Below are 15,955 nucleotides of genomic sequence, written 5' to 3'. Positions count from 1 at the left end.
CAGAGTGGTGGTGATTGACGGCCATCTGAGCAGGGACAGGCGGACGCCTGTCTGGGATCACCTGACGCGTCCTCGGCAACCGGTCCAAACGATCTGAGGGGTTCCGCAATCCATCAGGGTTGGCCCAGCCCTGCTGCGGCCCGCCGACCGACTCGACGCCTGGAGAGCCGGTCACCCCCGCCAGACCCAGGAAACCGAAAACGGACTGATAAACGCTGACGAACCGCGCAGCAGTTCGTTGCCCTCAGGAGTACGCGTGCGGGGCGCCCGCTTTGCTGGGCACCCAGCGCGGCGTGTCGGCCGCCTCGTCGCTGATCGCGGTCAGCACGGCCTGGCGATACAGGCCGAGGCGGTTGCGCCACTCGCCGATATCCTCGACGTAGCGTTTCGCCACGGGAGCGTCCCAGACGTCGGTGCTTCTCGCCATCTGGTACGGCTTGTCGAGCGACGTGGTGAGCTGTTCCATCAGCGGGAGGACCTGGAACCAGAGGTCCACGAGGCGCTGGTACTCCGGGTTGAAGACCCAGGTGGTGGCCTGGCCGCCCGGGGCCAGCAGGTCGGCGCTGGACGGCGCGGGCGGGGTCTCGCCCGGCTGGAGCGGGCGCGGCGCGGGGGGATCGACGTAACTCAAGCTCTCTCCTGCGGCTGGGTCTTACGCGCCGGGGGCGGGGATCGGCTGGTCTGGGTCGTTGGGGCCGACACTGCCGGCCGGGCCGTCGGGTTCGATCGTCATGGGCGCCCATTCGCCGGTGCCCCACTCCCCCGCGGGGACGGAGACGCTGGGCGTGTCCATGGGTTCGATCTCGCCGTGGAGCTGGATGAGGGCGCGGAGCGCGTCGTCGGTCGGCGGGTTGGCCGGGGCGGACAGCACGTCGCCCGGCTGCTGGGCGGCGAGCGCGCGCGGGTCGATCTCCTCGGCGGAGCCGATCAGGAGGGTGGGTTCGGGGTTGAGCGAGCCCGCCCATTCGTTGTCGGACATGCTGGGCATGTCCATCGGGCCGATGTTCTCGTGCAGGGCGATCAGGGCGCGGAGCGCGTCGTCGTCCAGCTGACCGGCGGGGACCGAGAGCACGTCGCCCGGCTGCTGCGCGGCGAGCGTACGCGGATCGATCACGGATCCCGACCCGTTCGAGGCGGCTCCGTAGTTTCCTGACGCCGCGTTCTCCGAGGTTCCCGGGCTTTCCGAGGTTCCCGGGCTCGGGCAGTCGTCGCCATCGCGCGCCGGAGGGTTCTGGGCGGAGGGCGAATCCTGATCGCGCGGGGAGTCCTGGGCGGGCGGCTGATCTTGACCGCGCGGCGAATCCTGCGCAGGCGGCTGGTCCTGCCCACCTGGCGAATCCTGCGCAGGCGGCTGATCTTGACCGCGCGGGTAATCCTGCGTGGGTGGCTGGTCCTGGCCGCGTGAGTCCTGTACGGGCGGCTGATCTTGGCCGCGCGGCGGGTCCTGGGTGGGGGTGTCCTGGCTGGGTCCAGGGTTCTGGGCGGGCAGGTCGCCGCCTGCTCCGATGGCTGACGGCTCACCCTGGCCGAGTGGGGCGGTGGGGCCGATGATGTCCGGGGAACCGGACGGCTCCTCCGTGAGGTTGCCCGCGGTGCCGGAGGAGTTGTCGGATCCGGACGGGGGTTCCTCGGTGAGGTTGTCGGCCGGGGTGCCGATGTAGTCACCCATCGGGTCGCCGGGGGCGAGGCCCGGGTTGGTGAGTCCGGCCGGGTTGGTACCGGAGGAGTTGTCGGGTCCGGACGGGGAGTATGGGGGTTCCTCGGTGAGGTTGTCGGCCGGGGTGCCGATGTACTCGCCCATCGGATCGCCGGGGGCCAGCCCTGGCTGGGGCGGGTCGAAGGGAATGCTCGGTTCCATCGGCTGCACCAGACCGGCCGGACCGACAGGTTGCGGTCCGTCGCCGTTGGTGATGTAGACACCGTCCAGCGTGCCGGGCGTGTCGATGGGGTCGATCTCCTGCATGTGCTCGCTCAACCAGGCCAGATACTCATCCGACGGCTGGTTGAGCGGAGTGGAGACGACCTTCACCCCATCCACAATGATCACCTGACGCCCACCGGTCTGATCGATGTCGTCCCGATGATCCTTACGCGGCGTGTCCACCTGGGTGTCATCGTCACAAGGCTGCTTCGGCTCGACAGGCCGCTCATCTTCACCCTTGGACGGCGGAGGCTGCTCGGTCTCACCCTTGGACGGCGGAGGCTGCTCGGTCTCACCCTTCGAGGGCGGAGGCTGCTCGGACTCACCCTTCGAAGGTGGCGGCTGCTCGCTCTCGCCCTTGGACGGCGGAGGCTGCTCGGACTCACCCTTCGAGGGCGGAGGCTGCTCGGACTCACCCTTCGAAGGTGGCGGCTCCTCAGACTCACCCTTGGACGGTGGCGGCTGCTCCGACTCGCCCTTTGTGGGTGGTTTCTCGGATTCGCCCTTGGGGTCGGGCTTTTCTGGGGGGCCGTCGGAGGCGGGTTTGCTGGGTTTGGGGTCTTCGGCGGGCTTGGTGGTGTCGTTGTTGGTGTCGGTGGAGGGGCCACCGGAGGGGTTGGGGGGTTTCTCGTCGGTGGCGGGACGAGGTGGGGGGTCCTGCTTCTCGCGCTTTTCGAGGAGGGCGAGGCGGGCCGAGACGTCCTTGACCATGGTGGCGCCCGCGTCGGCGACCAGGGAGGGACGGTGGGTGGGGCGGATGGGGACGCCGGCGGTTCTGGTGAACTGGGCCACCTTCGCCTCGACGAGGTCCATCTGCTCGCCCGCACGAGTGATCTGTGCCAGGAGTTCCCGGACCAGCTTGGGGTCCATCCCGTCCAGCTTCGCCATGAGCACGCTCCGCAAGAAGTCAGCGTCAATGGTCGCGCTGGCTGCGGGCGCAGCGGCCGGGCGCGTTTCCTTGATTCACGGTAGCTTCGGCGGACGCCGTACACGGAGGGCGATAGCCAGACGGCATGAATCGGCCCTAGTGACTCCTCCGCTCCCTGAAGGGAGCGGCTTCTCGCTAAGCCGCTTCAGCAGCGTCGCGAAGGGCAAGCCCTGCCCTCAAGATGTTGATCGCCGCGTTGACGTCGGCGTGCGCGGTGTGCCCGCACGCCGTACATCGGAACACGGCCTGGGTGGCGCGATTCCCTTTCGCACAATGCCCCGCATTCGGCGCACATGGGAGGTGTTGGCAGGGTTCACCGCGATCAGCTCTCGACCGGCGCTTTCAGCCTTGTGCGACAGGATCGTCAGGAACACCCCCCAACCCGCATCCAAGATCGAACGGTTCAGCCCGGACTTCGCGGCGGCGCCGTTGGGCAGGTAGCCGCCGTTGCCGTCCGGTTTGGGTACTGCCCGCTTGGTCATGTTGGTTACCTTGAGTGCTTCGTGCACGATCACGTCGTGACCGCGGACCAGCGTGAGCGCAGCCTTGTGTACACCGTCGAGGCGTTGCCGCCGCACCTTCGCGTGCAAAGCAGCGACACGGGCGACGGCCTTACGCCGCCGCTTACTGCCCCGTTTCTTCCGGGCAAGGTCACGCTGTGCTGCCGCGAGACGGCCAGCGGTCACGGCGAGGTGGCGCGGGTTGGCCAGATGTTCGCCATCACTGGTCGTCACCAGTGACGCGACTCCCATGTCGATCCCGGCGACCGAGCCCGTCGCGGGCAGCGTCTCGGCGGGCACGTCGTCACACGACAGCACGACGAACCAGCGGGCGCCTTCCCGCTTCACGCTGATCGTCTTGACGGCGCCCAGCACACGCCGGTGCTGGTGGACCCGCACATGCCCGACGCCCCGCAACCGCATGTAGGTCGCGGTCGGGTGGTGGGGCTGGGAGTCCCATCGGCACCCGTCGCCGTCCTTGGGCCACTCAACCGTGTCGAACCAGCCCCGCCCCTTGAAACGCGGGAACCCTGGCGTGCGGCCTGCTTTGACGCGGTCGAAGAACGCGCGGAACGCCTTGTCCAGCCTGCGGAGCGTGGCCTGCTGGGAGGAAAACGACCACCGGCCCTGACCGTCGGGGTCGTCGGCGCGGATGTGCTTCAACTCCGCCGACTGGTCGCCCGGCTTTGCGGTAGGGCCGTACGGCGGTGTTCGAGAGCGGCGTTGTACAGCTCCCGGTGGTCTTCCAGGCACTGCGTGAGCGTGGCGGCCTGCTTGCTGGTGGGGCGCAGCAGGAACTTGAACGACCTGCGCACGCCCACCTCCCACGTTCGGTAACGAAAACACCACGGTATCGGCTGGCACCGACAAAACCCGGAAGGAAATCTGTGATGCGCAGACCTGACAGGTCAGGGCACGCTCGGGCATTGGCCGCCCTCCTGCTCCCGACTCTGATGGATCAACCGGAGGTTGGCCAGGCCGAATACCGGGGACAAGACAGGGATTACCCCGGAGCCTGAGCTGGAGCAGGGCCGCCACGATGAGTCCTTCGCCCTGTGGTCGTCATTCTCCGGTCAGAATGACGCTGCCACTCTTGGCGGTGGCTCAGTCGGTCGCCAGATAGCCCACGATGGCCTTGATCTTGTCGGCCGGGATCGCCCCCTGGCGGAGCACGCGCGGGACCGCTGTGGTGAGATCCAGGATCGTGGAGGGCACACTGTCGTCACACGGTCCGCCGTCCAGATAGACGGCGACGGACTCGCCGAGCTGCTCCTCGGCCTGGACCGCGGTGGTCGCGGGCGCCGCGCCGGAACGGTTGGCGCTGGAGACGGCCATCGGACCGGTCTCCTTGAGCAGGTCGAGGGCGACCCCGTGCAGCGGCATCCGCAACGCCACCGTGCCCTTGGTCTCCCCCAGATCCCAAGTCAGCGACCGGTTCACCCGGCAGACCAGGGTCAGCGGCCCCGGCCAGAACGAGTCCACCAGATCCTGCCCGTACGTCCCGAGCCCCTCCACCAGCGCATTCGCCGCGCGCACGGTCCCGACCAGCACCGGCACCGGCATGTCCCGCCCCCGGCCCTTGGCCTCGAGCAGCGCGGTGACCGCGGTCGGGGTGAACGCGTCCGCGCCGATGCCGTACACGGTGTCGGTCGGCAGCACGACGAGTTCGCCGCTGCGCACCGCCGAGACCGCGTCGATCAGCCCGGACGCCCGCTCACCGGGGTTCGCACACACATACCGACGACTCATGACATCCCTCACTCTTGACCGAACTTGGCCGTGACAAAACGATCCCGCCCGGTCAGATCCTGCCGCAGCCGCGCGTCCCGCCACCCGTTGTCCTCGGAGAACAGCCAGTAAACGGCGTTGCCCTGCTCGTCCGCGTGCTCCACCGCGACCAGACCGCCGGGCCGCAACAGCCGCCTGGCCGTGCGCTCCACCGCTCTGACCTCGTCCAGGCCATCCTCGCCCGAGCCGTACAGCGCGCGGCTGGGATCGTAGTCGCGGACCTCGGGGTCGCGCGGCACCGCCCCCGGCGGAATGTACGGCGGGTTGGAGATGACCAGGTCCACCTGCCCGTCCAGCTCCGGCAGGCAGTCGGCGAGATCCTCCGGATGCAGCGAGGTGCGCCCCTGCCCGTGCTCGAGGATGTTCCGCTTCGCCCAGCCGTACGCCACCGGGTCGATCTCCACCGCGTGCACCTGGGCCAGCGCGACCTCCTGGGCGATCGACAGCGCGATCGCGCCGGAGCCCGTACCCAGATCGACCACCACCGGGGACGCCACGTCCATCTCGCTCAGCCGGTCGATGGCCCAGCCCGCGACCACCTCGGTCTCCGGGCGCGGCACGAAGACGCCGGGGCCGACCTCCAGCGAAAGGTAACGGAAGTATGCCCTTCCGGTTATGTGCTGGAGTGGCTCCCGGGATTCGCGGCGGGCGACACCCTCCCAGAACAGGGCGTCGAAGTCGGAGTCCTTGACGGAGTGCAGCCGCCCCCGGCTGACCCCGTGGACGAACGCGGCGATCTCCTCGGCGTCGGTGCGCGGCGAGGGCACACCGGCCTCGGCGAGCCGGGCGGTGGCGAGGGCGATCTCGTCCAGGAGGAAGGTCATGTTTTCACTGGGTTCATTTACAGGGTTCAGGAGTGGGCGGCCAGTTTCTCCGCCAGCTCGGCGTCGAGGAGTGCTTGGATGACGGCGTCCAGATCGCCGTCGAGGACCTGGTCCAGGTTGTAGGCCTTGAAGCCGACCCGGTGGTCGGAGATGCGGTTCTCCGGGAAGTTGTAGGTCCGCACCCGTTCCGACCGGTCCACGGTGCGGATCTGCGACTTGCGCTCGGCCATCGCGGCGGCGTTGGCCTCCTCCTCGGCCAGCGCCTGCAGCCGGGCCCGCAGCACGCGCATCGCCGACTCCTTGTTCTGCAGCTGGCTCTTCTCGTTCTGGCAGGAGACGACGACGCCGGTCGGCAGGTGGGTGATCCGCACCGCCGAGTCGGTGGTGTTCACGCTCTGCCCGCCGGGACCGCCGGAGCGGTAGACGTCGATGCGCAGGTCGTTCGGGTCGATCTGGACGTCGACCTCCTCGGCCTCGGGGTAGACCAGCACCCCGGCGGCGGAGGTGTGGATGCGCCCCTGCGACTCGGTGGCCGGAACGCGCTGCACCCGGTGCACGCCGCCCTCGAACTTGAGCCGCCCCCAGGCGCCGTTCTTGGCCTTGATCGCGACCGTGACGTCCTTGTATCCGCCCAGGTCGGAGTACTGCGCGTCGATGACCTCGGTACGGAAACCCACCCGTTCCGCATATCGCTGATACATCCGCAGGAGGTCGCCCGCGAACAGGGCCGACTCCTGGCCGCCCTCGCCCGCCTTGATCTCCATGATGATGTCTTTGTCGTCGTTGGGGTCGCGCGGCACGAGCAGGTGCTTGAGCCGTTCCTCCAGCGCCGGAATCCGCAACTCCAGCTCGTCCGCCTCGGCGGCGAACGAGGCGTCCTCGCCGGCCAGCTCCCTGGCGGCCTTGATGTCCTCGCGGACGCCGTCCAGCTCGCGGTAGGTGGCCACGATGGGCGTCAGCGCCGCATACCTCTTGCCGTACGCCTTCGCCTTGGCCTGGTCGGCGTGCACGGCCGGATCGGCGAGCTTTTGCTCAAGATCCGTGTACTCGCCGATGAGTTCGTCGAGATTCACCGCGCGTCCTTTCTTGGAAGAAGCCCTGCGACAGCCCAATCACCAAGAACGCCGACCCGGGTCCGCCCCCGACGAAAGGGGACGATTCCGAGTCGGCGTCTGGAAAGGAGCTACTTGCCCGCGGCCTTCTTGCCGAAGCGGGCTTCGAAGCGGGCCACCCGGCCACCGGTGTCGAGGATCTTCTGCTTGCCCGTGTAGAACGGGTGGCAGGCCGAGCAGACGTCGGCGTGGATCGAACCGCTGGTGGCGGTGCTCCGCGTAGTGAACGTGTTCCCACACGTGCATGTCACATTGGTGACGACATACGCGGGGTGGATGTCGGGCTTCATACCATTTTCCTCTCCGAGGGGCGGTCGCCGGGTCGCCTCTGCCAGCCTGGGGGCGGGAACCGGAACCGCTGCGGTTCGGCTACCAGTGTGCCAGATGCTGGAACCCTCCCAGGCCAATCCGCATTCCCGGGGCTAGATCGGGAGCCTGGGAACTCCGTGAGAACCCACACGATCAGGTGGACCGCGCCCCACCAGCCCCAGTAGGCTCACGTGCTCAAACCCGAACTTTTCCCTCAAAATTACCTAAGTTAGGGGAATCCATGAGGAAAGGCCTGCGGCATCTCATTGCAGGCGTGAGCGGGGCGGCGTTGATCGCCAGCGGTGTGGCCATCACCGCAACCCCCGCCAGTGCGGACGCAGGGTTCCACACGGACGCAGTCCAGTTCGTGGATGCCTTCCTTCCGCCCAGTGGCTCCAGCAACATTGACTTCTCAGTCAAGGTGACCGGCGCCTACACGGCCACCGGTCAGCCGGACAAGAAGATCTGGGTGCACTTCACCAAGGACGATGGTGCCAACCCGATTGTCTGGACTAACGGAACCGTTACCCAGCCCGCTGCGGTGACGAGCACGACCATACCCACCGGGAACGAGGTTGTGGTCAAGGGAGCGATCCCCGTCTCGGTCAGCGACACCGCCAGTGACAAGTGGAAGCTGGAGCTTGCACTGACCAACACTGACGTCACTACCGCACCGACCTCTGGCTGGACCAAGCCCACCGAATTCGTTGTCGCGGCCGCCACCAAGGTGACCAACTTCGACATCGACCCGGACAACGTCACGCTGAAGTCCGGCTCTGCTGTCGACGTTGGGATTCGCGCAGTCGTCGAGACGCCCGGAGGCGAGGTCTTCAAGGACGCGCGCGTCGAGAGCGACGAGACCTCCGACTACTACTCGCTGCACACCGGCTTCGAGGCGGACGGAAAGACCTACTACGACTACGTCTCGATGGACTCCTCCACCGCGACCGGTCGCTGGCAGGCCAAGCTCACCTTCACCCGTGGCACCAAGACGTACGAGTTCGTCAAGAGCTTCAACGTCAGCAAGGGCACCACGTCCAAGGCCAAGTCGAAGATCACCTTCAAGGTGAGCCCGACGAAGGTCAAGAAGGGCAAGTCCGTCAAGATGTACGGGATCGTCTACCGCGGCTACACCAAGTGGGGCCCCTGGAAGAAGAAGATCCTCAAGCTCTACTTCAAGAAGAAGGGCACCAAGACCTGGAAGTTCGCGGGCTACATCGGCGCGAACAACTCCGGCAAGTTCACCAAGACCGTGAAGCCGAAGTACGACGGCTACTGGCGCGTGGGCGCCTTCGCCACCTCACTCACGCTCGGTAAGTGGTCGTCCTACAAGTACGTAGACGTTCGCTAGCTCAATCACCGAAAGCTCGCACAGAAGTCCGTTTCTGTGCGAGCTTTCGCATTTTCAGGTACCTTATGCCCTTTGGCTGGACGAGTCCCACCAGCCCCACTAGGCTCACAAGCCCGACTTTTCCCTCCAATTGACTGATGTAAGGGGCCATCCAACATGAGGAAGACCCTGCGGCTGGTATTGGCAGCCGTAACGGGGGCAGCGGTTATCGGCAGCGGTGCGGCCATCACCGCGATCTCCCCCGCCAGCGCCTCTGCCCTCCGCGCGCCAGGCGCCGTTTCCGACCTCGTCATCGGTGGTGACCGATTCATACCGCCCTCTGGCAGCGACAAGATCACTTTTAGCTTCAATCTGGACGCACCCTACGCCACCGAAGCCAGCGGCAACATCGCGAAGGGTGACGTGCTGCATAAGGTGTGGGCTCGCTTCACCGCCGATCACACGCCCACCACGGGTTCGGTCGTTTGGGAGACTGCGGACGTCACCGCCCTGTCGAAGACCACCGCGGACCCGGTGCCCACCACCGCTGTCAAGATCAACGGATCCATCCCCGTCAAGTCCACCCACAAGCCCAGCGCCCGCTGGCGGGTGCAGCTCAACGTGACTAGCGCTTCCGCCAGCCAACCTGCGGAAGCCGATTCCGGCTGGGTCACGAAGGATGACTTCGAGGTCAAGCAAGCGACCCGGGTGACCAGCGCGAACGTCGACCCCGACACGGTCAAGCTCAAGTCCGGCGCGGACATCGACGTCTTCGCGGCGTTCAAGCTGGAGCGCGGCGGCGCGGCCGGAGACGAGAAGGTCACCGATGTCCGGCTGGAGAGCAAGGACAGCGACGACTACTACTCGCTGAACACCGGTCTTGAGTCGGACGACTCCTACCACGACTCGACCTCGATGGACTACGACACCGAGACCGGTTCGTGGCAGCTCAAGGTGAGCGTCACCCGGGGCTCCAAGACCTACGCGTTCGTCAAGGGCTTCTCGGTCACCAAGGGCGCCGGCAAGGCCAAGTCGAAAATCACGCTGGTCGCTTCGCCGTCCAAGGTGAAGAAGGGCAAGGCGACCAAGCTCTACGGCAAGGTCTACCGCGGCTACACCTCGTGGGGCGCCTGGAAGAAGAAGATCCTCAAGCTCTACTTCAAGAAGAAGGGCACCAAGACCTGGAAGTTCGTCGGCTACGTCGGCTCGAACTCCTCCGGCAAGTACAGCAAGACCGTCAAGCCCAAGTACGACGGCTACTGGCGCCTGGGGGCAACCGCCTCCAGCTTGACCAACAAGGCCTGGTCCCCGGCGAAGTTCGTCGACGTCAGGTAACTCGCCGTTGAAATACTCGCCCCCGTGTCCGGGCCTGGACACGGGGGCGTTTTCCTGCCCAGACCATGGCTGACAGCTGCGGCGCGACGCCTCTGGTCGGCCAGGCGTCGGATGAGTTGCGTGTGGCCGGGTTTCCGCCGTCGGCGGCACCGCCCGGCCGGTGTGGCGGCGCTGACTCCCAGCGAGCTGCGGGTCACCGCGATCGCCGCCACCTCCACCTCCACCGGCACCTCCAACTCCAACTCCACCTCCACCGGCACCTCCAACTCCAACTCCAACTCCAACTCCAACTCCAACTCCAACTCCAACTCCAACTGTGAGATCGCGCAGGCGCTGTTCGTCACTGTCAAGACCGTCGAGGTCTATCTGACCAGCGCTTATCACAAGCTCGGCGTGACCCGCCGCACGAGCTCGGCTCCCACCTCCGCTGATCCTTGGGGTTGTGGTTTGGGGTTACGAACTGCTGAGCGCTTCGTCAGCGTCTATCAGTCCGTTTTCGGTTTCCCGACTCTGGCGGGGTGACCGGCTCGCCTGGAGTGGAGGTGGCCAGCGGACCAGAGCAGGGCGGGGGCACCTTGACGGGTACGCCACGAGGTCCCCGGTCCCGGATACCGAGACCCTGAGGAAGCTCCCCGCGCGCGGACCGTCCGGCGCGCCGAGGCCTCGGAGGAACCGGAATGCTCCGCTACCGCTCGATCAAGCGTCTGCCGTACGCCCTGCTGTCGATGATGATCACCGTGTTGCTGGTGGTGACCTCGACACCGGCGCAGGCGATTCCGCTGTTGCCTGTGCCACTCGATCCACCAGCCGAGACGGTGTCGGACTAGCCACCGGACCTCCCGGCGCGCAAGTCGTCGCCGACGCCGAGCGCGACGGTGTTCCGGCACGTCAGGCGTGGCCTATCTGCCGGGCAGCGGATCGGTTTCGCCGTCGGGCGCCTATTCCTATGTGATCCCGCTGGACGCGGGGGACGCGCCGACATGCGGCCGAAATTGTGCCAGAGCCTGAATCTGGAGCACGCGCGACGCGTGAAGATGGACCCACTTTGTTGATCTTTTGGGTCTTCGGATTCGTGGTCGCGATGCCACGGTGGACAGCAGTGGTGGAGGCGCATGGTAGAGGCCGCTCTCTCCGGACCCAAGGGTGCTGCGCATCGCTGCCGCGACGGCTGCGGCCGCCCTTGACCTCGGAGCTCCACGGCGATCAGCAGGTCGCCGATTCAGCGGCCTCTACTTCGGCGAACGTGAGGGCGGGCCAGTCTGCCTTACCGGAATCAAATAAATCTTCGAAATCTTCAAAGATATGCCCCATTTGCTCCTAATGTCGTTCGTACATTCGCTCAAGATGAGCGAAAATTGAGACGGCTGTTACCGGAGGGAGGAGAACCAAATGACCACTACCCTACCCCTCTCCGCCCTACCCCACCCCGAACCCCTAATCGACCCCAAGCCCCCGGCTCGCCCTGAGTCTCTGGCCCACCCCGAACCGATCGTCCCCCTATTCGGCCTTGCCCGTCCCCGTCTTCCCCTACCGGGCTGGCCTGGCATCCCGCCCACGTTCTCCGCCCCGCGCCCCGACTCCGCAGCCACGCCTGGCATGGAACCGGACGAGGCATGCATGCCCCGTCCAGGTTTCGGACCCGAGGAGCCCGAGAGACAGGAGAAGTCCGAAACACAGGAGAGATCCGAGGGGAATCAAGGACACGCAGCGGGATCAGCCGAGATGCCGATCACGGTGCTGATCGAGCAGATCGTGTCCGCAGCTCAGGCGCTGGCGGCGGCCGAGATCCCCGACGATGCCGACATTTGCGTGGCGCAGGCCAAAGAGTTGCTGGCTGCCCGGGACCGGGTCACGGCGGCGATCGCGGCACGGGTGAGCCAGGTCCACGCGACCGGACGGGTCAAGACCCATGGGCATGCCTCGACGCGGATGTGGCTGCGTTCAGCGGGTGGGATGGCCGCACCTGCCGCCAGCCGGTTGCTCGAGCTGGCCACTCAGTTGGACCGACTGGATGTCGTCCGCGAGCGGTTCACCGTGGGCACTATGACGGAGGGAACGGCGTCCACCATCTGCGCCGCAGTGGCCGACCTGACCGATGAGCAGGCGAGGCTGGCCGAGCCGATCTTGGTGGAGTTGGCCGATCAGGCGACCCCGGCTGAGGTTGCCCGGGCAGGCCGCTATCTGCGGGAAATTCTCAATCCGGGCACCGTGGACAGGGAGACCCGTGAGCTGGACACGGACCGGTTCTTGTTGGTCAGTGAGAGTGCCGGTGGTGGGTTGCAGGGTCGGTTCTTGTTGCCGCGTGAGGCCGGCGCCCGGCTGCGCGCGTGGCTGGACGCCTACGCCCGTCCCCGCGCCGAGGGCGATGACCGTCCGTTGCGGGTGCGCAACGCTGATGCGTTGGATGCGTTGTTGACCTGCAAGGTCACCACTGAGCTGCTGGTGCTGGTCCGGGCCGAATCCCTCCCCGACGACCCACCCGCATCCACGCCCACATCCACCCCCGCTGCCACGCCCAAGAGCGCCCCCTCGCCGAGCAACCGCCCCGATGACCCATCCCCAACATCCAGTACGACCGACACCGAAACGACCGACACAGCCCAAACCGATCCGACTCGCACCGGTACGACCGGGCAGGATCCGCGCGGGCAGGATCCGCGCCGGTCGGACCCGGCTGAGCTGGGTGCGGCCAGGATGCGGGCGGCAGGCCTGGCGGGCGCTGGGCTGGGTGCGCCAGGGCGGATGTTGCCGGGGTTGTTGCTGGCTACCGGGCATCTGTTGCCGGTCGGCGATATTCATCGGTTGGCTCGCACCTCGAAAATGGTGCGGATGGTGTTGAGCGCCGAGGGACAGGTGCTGGACGTGGGGCGGGCGGTCCGGCTGGCCACCCCGGCCCAGCGGCGTGCGCTGTTCAGCACGTACGCGACATGTATCGCGCAGGGCTGCCCGATCCCCGCGCGCCTGTGTCAGATCGACCACATCGATCCGTGGGTCGTCGGCGGTCAGACCAACCTGGATCGGCTGGCGCCTTGTTGCGGCTTTCACAATCGCGACCGGGCCATCCATCCCGAACGCTACGAACTGCGCAAGGTCGGCCCCAACCAGTGGGCCCTGACCTACCTCGGCGTCCAGCCACGCCCCATGCGCCGGTAGCTCGGTCCGACGGGCCGGAATCAGACACCCGCGGGCACACAGATACCCCCGCCGGGTCGACACGCATGCCCGCTGAGGCTACAGATTGTAGTCGCGCAGGACCCGCCCAACACGATGCTGCTGCCGATCGGGACCCTCGATCCGCACCTCTCCGATCGTCATGGTCCGCCCGTGGATCAGGTGGACGGGGAGCGACAACCACCACCAAGCGGCCGGGTACGCAACACGCGCCAGGCGGGCACCGGTGCTGGTAATCGTGGCGGGCGATCTGGACGTGCGTGAGCTTCCCCCATGTTCCGGCAGCCGCCAGTCCTCCGATCGTGGATAGGCGAGGAAGCAAGCCGGGCTGATGAACCGCCGTGATCGTGGCACATGAGGATGTGGTCATGTCAGCTCTGGAGGACCGAACCGTGCGAGGCAGCCGGTCTTGACCAGCCGCTGGTGTCGTCGGCCACGTCGTCGGGGACGGACTGGGAGACGGCGAATCCGAGCGCGGCATAGTCGATGACTCGTTGGGCGTCGCCGACGAGCATATCGATGACCAGACGCTTGTCACCGATCGACGCTCGATGCTCGATGCTCCACCCATTGCCCCGCCTCGCCGGGGCGTCCAACCCGATGCCCCGTCTCAATGCCCCAGATAGGCGAGCACGGCGAGCACCCTGCGGTGATCGTCCGGGGCGGGATCCAGTTCGAGCTTGAGGAAGATGCTGGAGATGTGCTTCTCGACCGCCCCCTCGGAGATGACCAGCCGGGCGGCGATGGCGCTGTTGGAGCGCCCTTCCGCCATCAGTCCCAGCACCTCGTTCTCCCGGCCGCTCAGCCGTTCCCTCGGCAGGCGGCGACGGCTCAGCAGCTGCACGACCACGTCGGGATCGATGACCGTCCCGCCCCCGGCCACCCGCCGTACCGCGTCGAAGAACTCCGCGACGTCGGAGATGCGCTCCTTGAGCAGGTATCCGACGGCGGCGGCGCCGCCACCGATCAGCTCGGTCGCGTACCGCTCCTCGACATACTGCGACAGCACCAGGATCGGGAAGCCCGGCCGCCGCGCCCGCACCTCCAGCGCGGCGCGCAACCCCTCGTCGGTGTGCGAGGGCGGCATGCGCACGTCGACCACCGCCAGGTCGGGCAGGTGCTCCTCAACCGCCGCCACCAGCGCGGGCCCGTCCCCGACGGCCGCCACCGTATCCACCCCGCCATCGGCGAGCAGCCGCGTGAGCCCTTCCCGCAGCAGTACGGAATCCTCCGCGATCACGACCCGCATGCCGTCCAGCCTAGGGCTCACCACGTGCAGGGCAGCTCCGCCCGGACCAGGGTGGGCCCGCCGGGCGGGCTGTCCACCATGACGATCCCGTCGATGGTCGCGGCCCGATCGGCCAGCCCCGCCAGCCCACCCCCCGGTACGGTGACCGCCCCGCCGACCCCGTTGTCGGCCACCTCCACCACCACCCGCAGATCCTGCCTGCTGACGTGCACCCGCGCCTCGGTCGCCGCCGCGTGTTTGGCCATGTTGGTCAGCGACTCGGCCACGATGAAGTAGGCGATGCTCTCCACGGCCGGCGGCGGCCGCTCGGTGATCTCCACCGACACGTCCACCCGGACCGGGGCCCGCCCGGCCAGCGACGACAGCGCCGCGTCGAGCCCCCGATCCGTGAGGATCGCCGGATAGATCCCCCGCGCCAGATCCCGTAGCTCGGCGATCGCCGCCTTGGTGCCCGCGTGCGCGCTGGCCAGCAGCTCCCGGACGGCTTCCGGATCGGCGTCCATCTTGGCCTGCGCGCGACCGAGATCCAGCGCCACCGCCAGCAGCCGCTGCTGGGCGCCGTCGTGCAGGTCCCGCTCGATCCGGCGGCGCTCGGTCTCGGCCGCGTCCACGCCCCTGGCCCTGCTGGCCCGCAACCGGTCGGCCCTGGCCGCGAGCACCTTGGTCTCGTCGGCCCCCAGCAGCAGCCGGGCCAGGGCGCCGTGGAGCCAGGCCAGGCCGCGTATCGCGTACAGACCGGCGAAGACCAGCGCGAATCCGAGGATCGTCACCGGAACGGCCTCGGCGACCGTGTCCACCTCGAACTCGCCGATCGACAGCCATTCGTCGCCGAGCACGATCGGAATCGGACCGACGATCAGCCCGAGCGAGACACTCCAGAACACCATCGAGGCGACGAACTCCACCATCCCCACCGGGAACAGCAGCAGCAGGTATCCCAGGTCCTTCCAGGTGGCCGGATCCCCGAACAGCCACCCGACATGGTTCCAGAACCCACGCTCCGGCCGGGCCCGGTAGGGATCCTCCAGTTTCACCCCGAACGACCACCGCACCAGCCGCCGCTCCAACATGGCCGCCCACCGCCACAGGAACATGGTGAGCACCAGCATCGGCACCCCCACCCAGACCACTATGAACGCCACCGACACCGGAATCGCGAAAACCAGCCCGACAAAGTAGCACCCCCCGAGCACGATGCTCCCCAGCAGGTACGGCACCGCCCGCCAGGTCGCCGGATCGACCGCCACCCCCAGCGGCCCCCACCGCCCGAACGGCACCCGATCCCGGAGCGGCCCCCGCTCCACCACGCCCGTGGCGGCCGAACCTCCGCTCCGATGGTGCCCCGCACCCGAGTCCCCACCAATGGCCCCGAACGCGCCTGCGGAACTCTCCTGATCGGCCGTCCTCATCTCGCCTCCCGCAAACCGGACATATACAGCTTGTGCAGCATGGCAAGCACTCCTGGCGCGGCGGAATGGAGCGAGCGGG

Annotated in this window: 16 protein-coding genes and 1 pseudogene; 5 read left to right on the top strand and 12 right to left on the bottom strand. The window is 67.4% G+C overall.

The window, feature by feature from the left end:
• Positions 1 to 244: 244 nt before the first annotated feature.
• The 9 genes and pseudogenes from ABGB08_RS10120 to rpmE form a co-directional block, all read right to left on the bottom strand.
• Positions 245 to 631, bottom strand: coding sequence for a hypothetical protein (locus tag ABGB08_RS10120; protein WP_155355468.1), 387 nt, complete (start codon positions 629 to 631; stop codon positions 245 to 247).
• Positions 632 to 652: 21 nt separating this feature from the next.
• Positions 653 to 2,809 carry a hypothetical protein gene (locus ABGB08_RS10115; RefSeq protein ID WP_347588721.1) on the bottom strand — a complete coding sequence of 719 codons (2,157 nt, stop codon included), beginning with the start codon at positions 2,807 to 2,809 and terminating at the stop codon, positions 653 to 655.
• 175 nt (positions 2,810 to 2,984) lie between these two features.
• Positions 2,985 to 3,092 carry a zinc ribbon domain-containing protein gene (locus ABGB08_RS10110; protein WP_347588719.1) on the bottom strand — a complete coding sequence of 36 codons (108 nt, stop codon included), beginning with the start codon at positions 3,090 to 3,092 and terminating at the stop codon, positions 2,985 to 2,987.
• A gap of 98 nt (positions 3,093 to 3,190) precedes the next feature.
• Positions 3,191 to 4,012 (bottom strand): annotated as a pseudogene (locus tag ABGB08_RS10105) (transposase); the annotation flags it as partial.
• Positions 4,009 to 4,164, bottom strand: coding sequence for a helix-turn-helix domain-containing protein (locus ABGB08_RS10100; RefSeq protein ID WP_347588717.1), 156 nt, complete (start codon positions 4,162 to 4,164; stop codon positions 4,009 to 4,011). The gene ABGB08_RS10100 and the pseudogene ABGB08_RS10105, both read right to left, overlap by 4 nt.
• Before the next feature lie 289 nt (positions 4,165 to 4,453).
• Complete coding sequence (locus ABGB08_RS10095) at positions 4,454 to 5,098, bottom strand: L-threonylcarbamoyladenylate synthase (RefSeq protein ID WP_347588715.1); 645 nt, start codon at positions 5,096 to 5,098, stop codon at positions 4,454 to 4,456.
• An 8-nt stretch (positions 5,099 to 5,106) separates the two neighbouring features.
• Positions 5,107 to 5,961: a peptide chain release factor N(5)-glutamine methyltransferase gene (gene prmC, locus ABGB08_RS10090; protein WP_155347312.1), complete on the bottom strand. Its 855-nt coding sequence runs from the start codon at positions 5,959 to 5,961 to the stop codon at positions 5,107 to 5,109.
• Between the two features lie 26 nt (positions 5,962 to 5,987).
• On the bottom strand, positions 5,988 to 7,034 hold the full coding sequence (prfA, locus tag ABGB08_RS10085) for a peptide chain release factor 1 (RefSeq protein WP_347588712.1): 1,047 nt from the start codon (positions 7,032 to 7,034) through the stop codon (positions 5,988 to 5,990).
• 110 nt (positions 7,035 to 7,144) lie between these two features.
• Positions 7,145 to 7,363, bottom strand: a complete 219-nt coding sequence (rpmE, locus tag ABGB08_RS10080) for a 50S ribosomal protein L31 (protein WP_347588710.1) — start codon at positions 7,361 to 7,363, stop codon at positions 7,145 to 7,147.
• A 260-nt stretch (positions 7,364 to 7,623) separates the two neighbouring features.
• Here rpmE and ABGB08_RS10075 point away from each other — a divergent pair, with 260 nt between their 5' ends.
• From ABGB08_RS10075 to ABGB08_RS10055, 5 genes are all read left to right on the top strand, one after another.
• Positions 7,624 to 8,733 carry a hypothetical protein gene (locus tag ABGB08_RS10075; RefSeq protein WP_347588708.1) on the top strand — a complete coding sequence of 370 codons (1,110 nt, stop codon included), beginning with the start codon at positions 7,624 to 7,626 and terminating at the stop codon, positions 8,731 to 8,733.
• A gap of 156 nt (positions 8,734 to 8,889) precedes the next feature.
• On the top strand, positions 8,890 to 10,047 hold the full coding sequence (locus ABGB08_RS10070; protein ID WP_347588706.1) for a hypothetical protein: 1,158 nt from the start codon (positions 8,890 to 8,892) through the stop codon (positions 10,045 to 10,047).
• A gap of 120 nt (positions 10,048 to 10,167) precedes the next feature.
• Complete coding sequence (locus tag ABGB08_RS10065) at positions 10,168 to 10,569, top strand: LuxR C-terminal-related transcriptional regulator (protein WP_347588704.1); 402 nt, start codon at positions 10,168 to 10,170, stop codon at positions 10,567 to 10,569.
• Positions 10,570 to 10,724: 155 nt separating this feature from the next.
• Positions 10,725 to 10,874: a hypothetical protein gene (locus ABGB08_RS10060; protein WP_347588702.1), complete on the top strand. Its 150-nt coding sequence runs from the start codon at positions 10,725 to 10,727 to the stop codon at positions 10,872 to 10,874.
• 895 nt (positions 10,875 to 11,769) lie between these two features.
• Positions 11,770 to 13,200 (top strand): DUF222 domain-containing protein, encoded by a 1,431-nt coding sequence (locus ABGB08_RS10055; RefSeq protein WP_347588699.1) that lies wholly within the window; start codon positions 11,770 to 11,772, stop codon positions 13,198 to 13,200.
• Between the two features lie 389 nt (positions 13,201 to 13,589).
• Here ABGB08_RS10055 and ABGB08_RS10050 read toward each other — a convergent pair whose 3' ends face one another.
• From ABGB08_RS10050 to ABGB08_RS10040, 3 genes are all read right to left on the bottom strand, one after another.
• Positions 13,590 to 13,733 (bottom strand): hypothetical protein, encoded by a 144-nt coding sequence (locus ABGB08_RS10050; protein ID WP_347588697.1) that lies wholly within the window; start codon positions 13,731 to 13,733, stop codon positions 13,590 to 13,592.
• Between the two features lie 95 nt (positions 13,734 to 13,828).
• The gene (locus ABGB08_RS10045) at positions 13,829 to 14,467 is read right to left on the bottom strand and encodes a response regulator transcription factor (RefSeq protein WP_347588850.1); all 639 of its coding nucleotides are present in this window, start codon (positions 14,465 to 14,467) and stop codon (positions 13,829 to 13,831) included.
• Between the two features lie 17 nt (positions 14,468 to 14,484).
• The gene (locus tag ABGB08_RS10040) at positions 14,485 to 15,876 is read right to left on the bottom strand and encodes a sensor histidine kinase (protein ID WP_347588695.1); all 1,392 of its coding nucleotides are present in this window, start codon (positions 15,874 to 15,876) and stop codon (positions 14,485 to 14,487) included.
• Positions 15,877 to 15,955 lie beyond the last annotated feature (79 nt).

It is taken from the genome of Acrocarpospora sp. B8E8, from assembly GCF_039871605.1.
Classification (GTDB): domain Bacteria; phylum Actinomycetota; class Actinomycetes; order Streptosporangiales; family Streptosporangiaceae; genus Acrocarpospora; species Acrocarpospora macrocephala.
The sequence above is the reverse complement of the archived record's forward strand: the minus strand, read 5'-3'. Positions and strand labels throughout refer to the sequence as shown.

Coding starts and splice junctions, on each gene's coding strand:
- ABGB08_RS10115 (WP_347588721.1), bottom strand. CDS start 2,809: ATGGCGAAGCTGGACGGGATGGACCCCAAGCTGGTCCGGGAACTCCTG.
- ABGB08_RS10095 (WP_347588715.1), bottom strand. CDS start 5,098: ATGAGTCGTCGGTATGTGTGTGCGAACCCCGGTGAGCGGGCGTCCGGG.
- prmC (WP_155347312.1), bottom strand. CDS start 5,961: ATGACCTTCCTCCTGGACGAGATCGCCCTCGCCACCGCCCGGCTCGCC.
- rpmE (WP_347588710.1), bottom strand. CDS start 7,363: ATGAAGCCCGACATCCACCCCGCGTATGTCGTCACCAATGTGACATGC.
- ABGB08_RS10075 (WP_347588708.1), top strand. CDS start 7,624: ATGAGGAAAGGCCTGCGGCATCTCATTGCAGGCGTGAGCGGGGCGGCG.
- ABGB08_RS10070 (WP_347588706.1), top strand. CDS start 8,890: ATGAGGAAGACCCTGCGGCTGGTATTGGCAGCCGTAACGGGGGCAGCG.
- ABGB08_RS10060 (WP_347588702.1), top strand. CDS start 10,725: ATGCTCCGCTACCGCTCGATCAAGCGTCTGCCGTACGCCCTGCTGTCG.
- ABGB08_RS10055 (WP_347588699.1), top strand. CDS start 11,770: ATGCCGATCACGGTGCTGATCGAGCAGATCGTGTCCGCAGCTCAGGCG.
- ABGB08_RS10050 (WP_347588697.1), bottom strand. CDS start 13,733: ATGCTCGTCGGCGACGCCCAACGAGTCATCGACTATGCCGCGCTCGGA.
- ABGB08_RS10045 (WP_347588850.1), bottom strand. CDS start 14,467: ATGCGGGTCGTGATCGCGGAGGATTCCGTACTGCTGCGGGAAGGGCTC.
- ABGB08_RS10040 (WP_347588695.1), bottom strand. CDS start 15,876: ATGAGGACGGCCGATCAGGAGAGTTCCGCAGGCGCGTTCGGGGCCATT.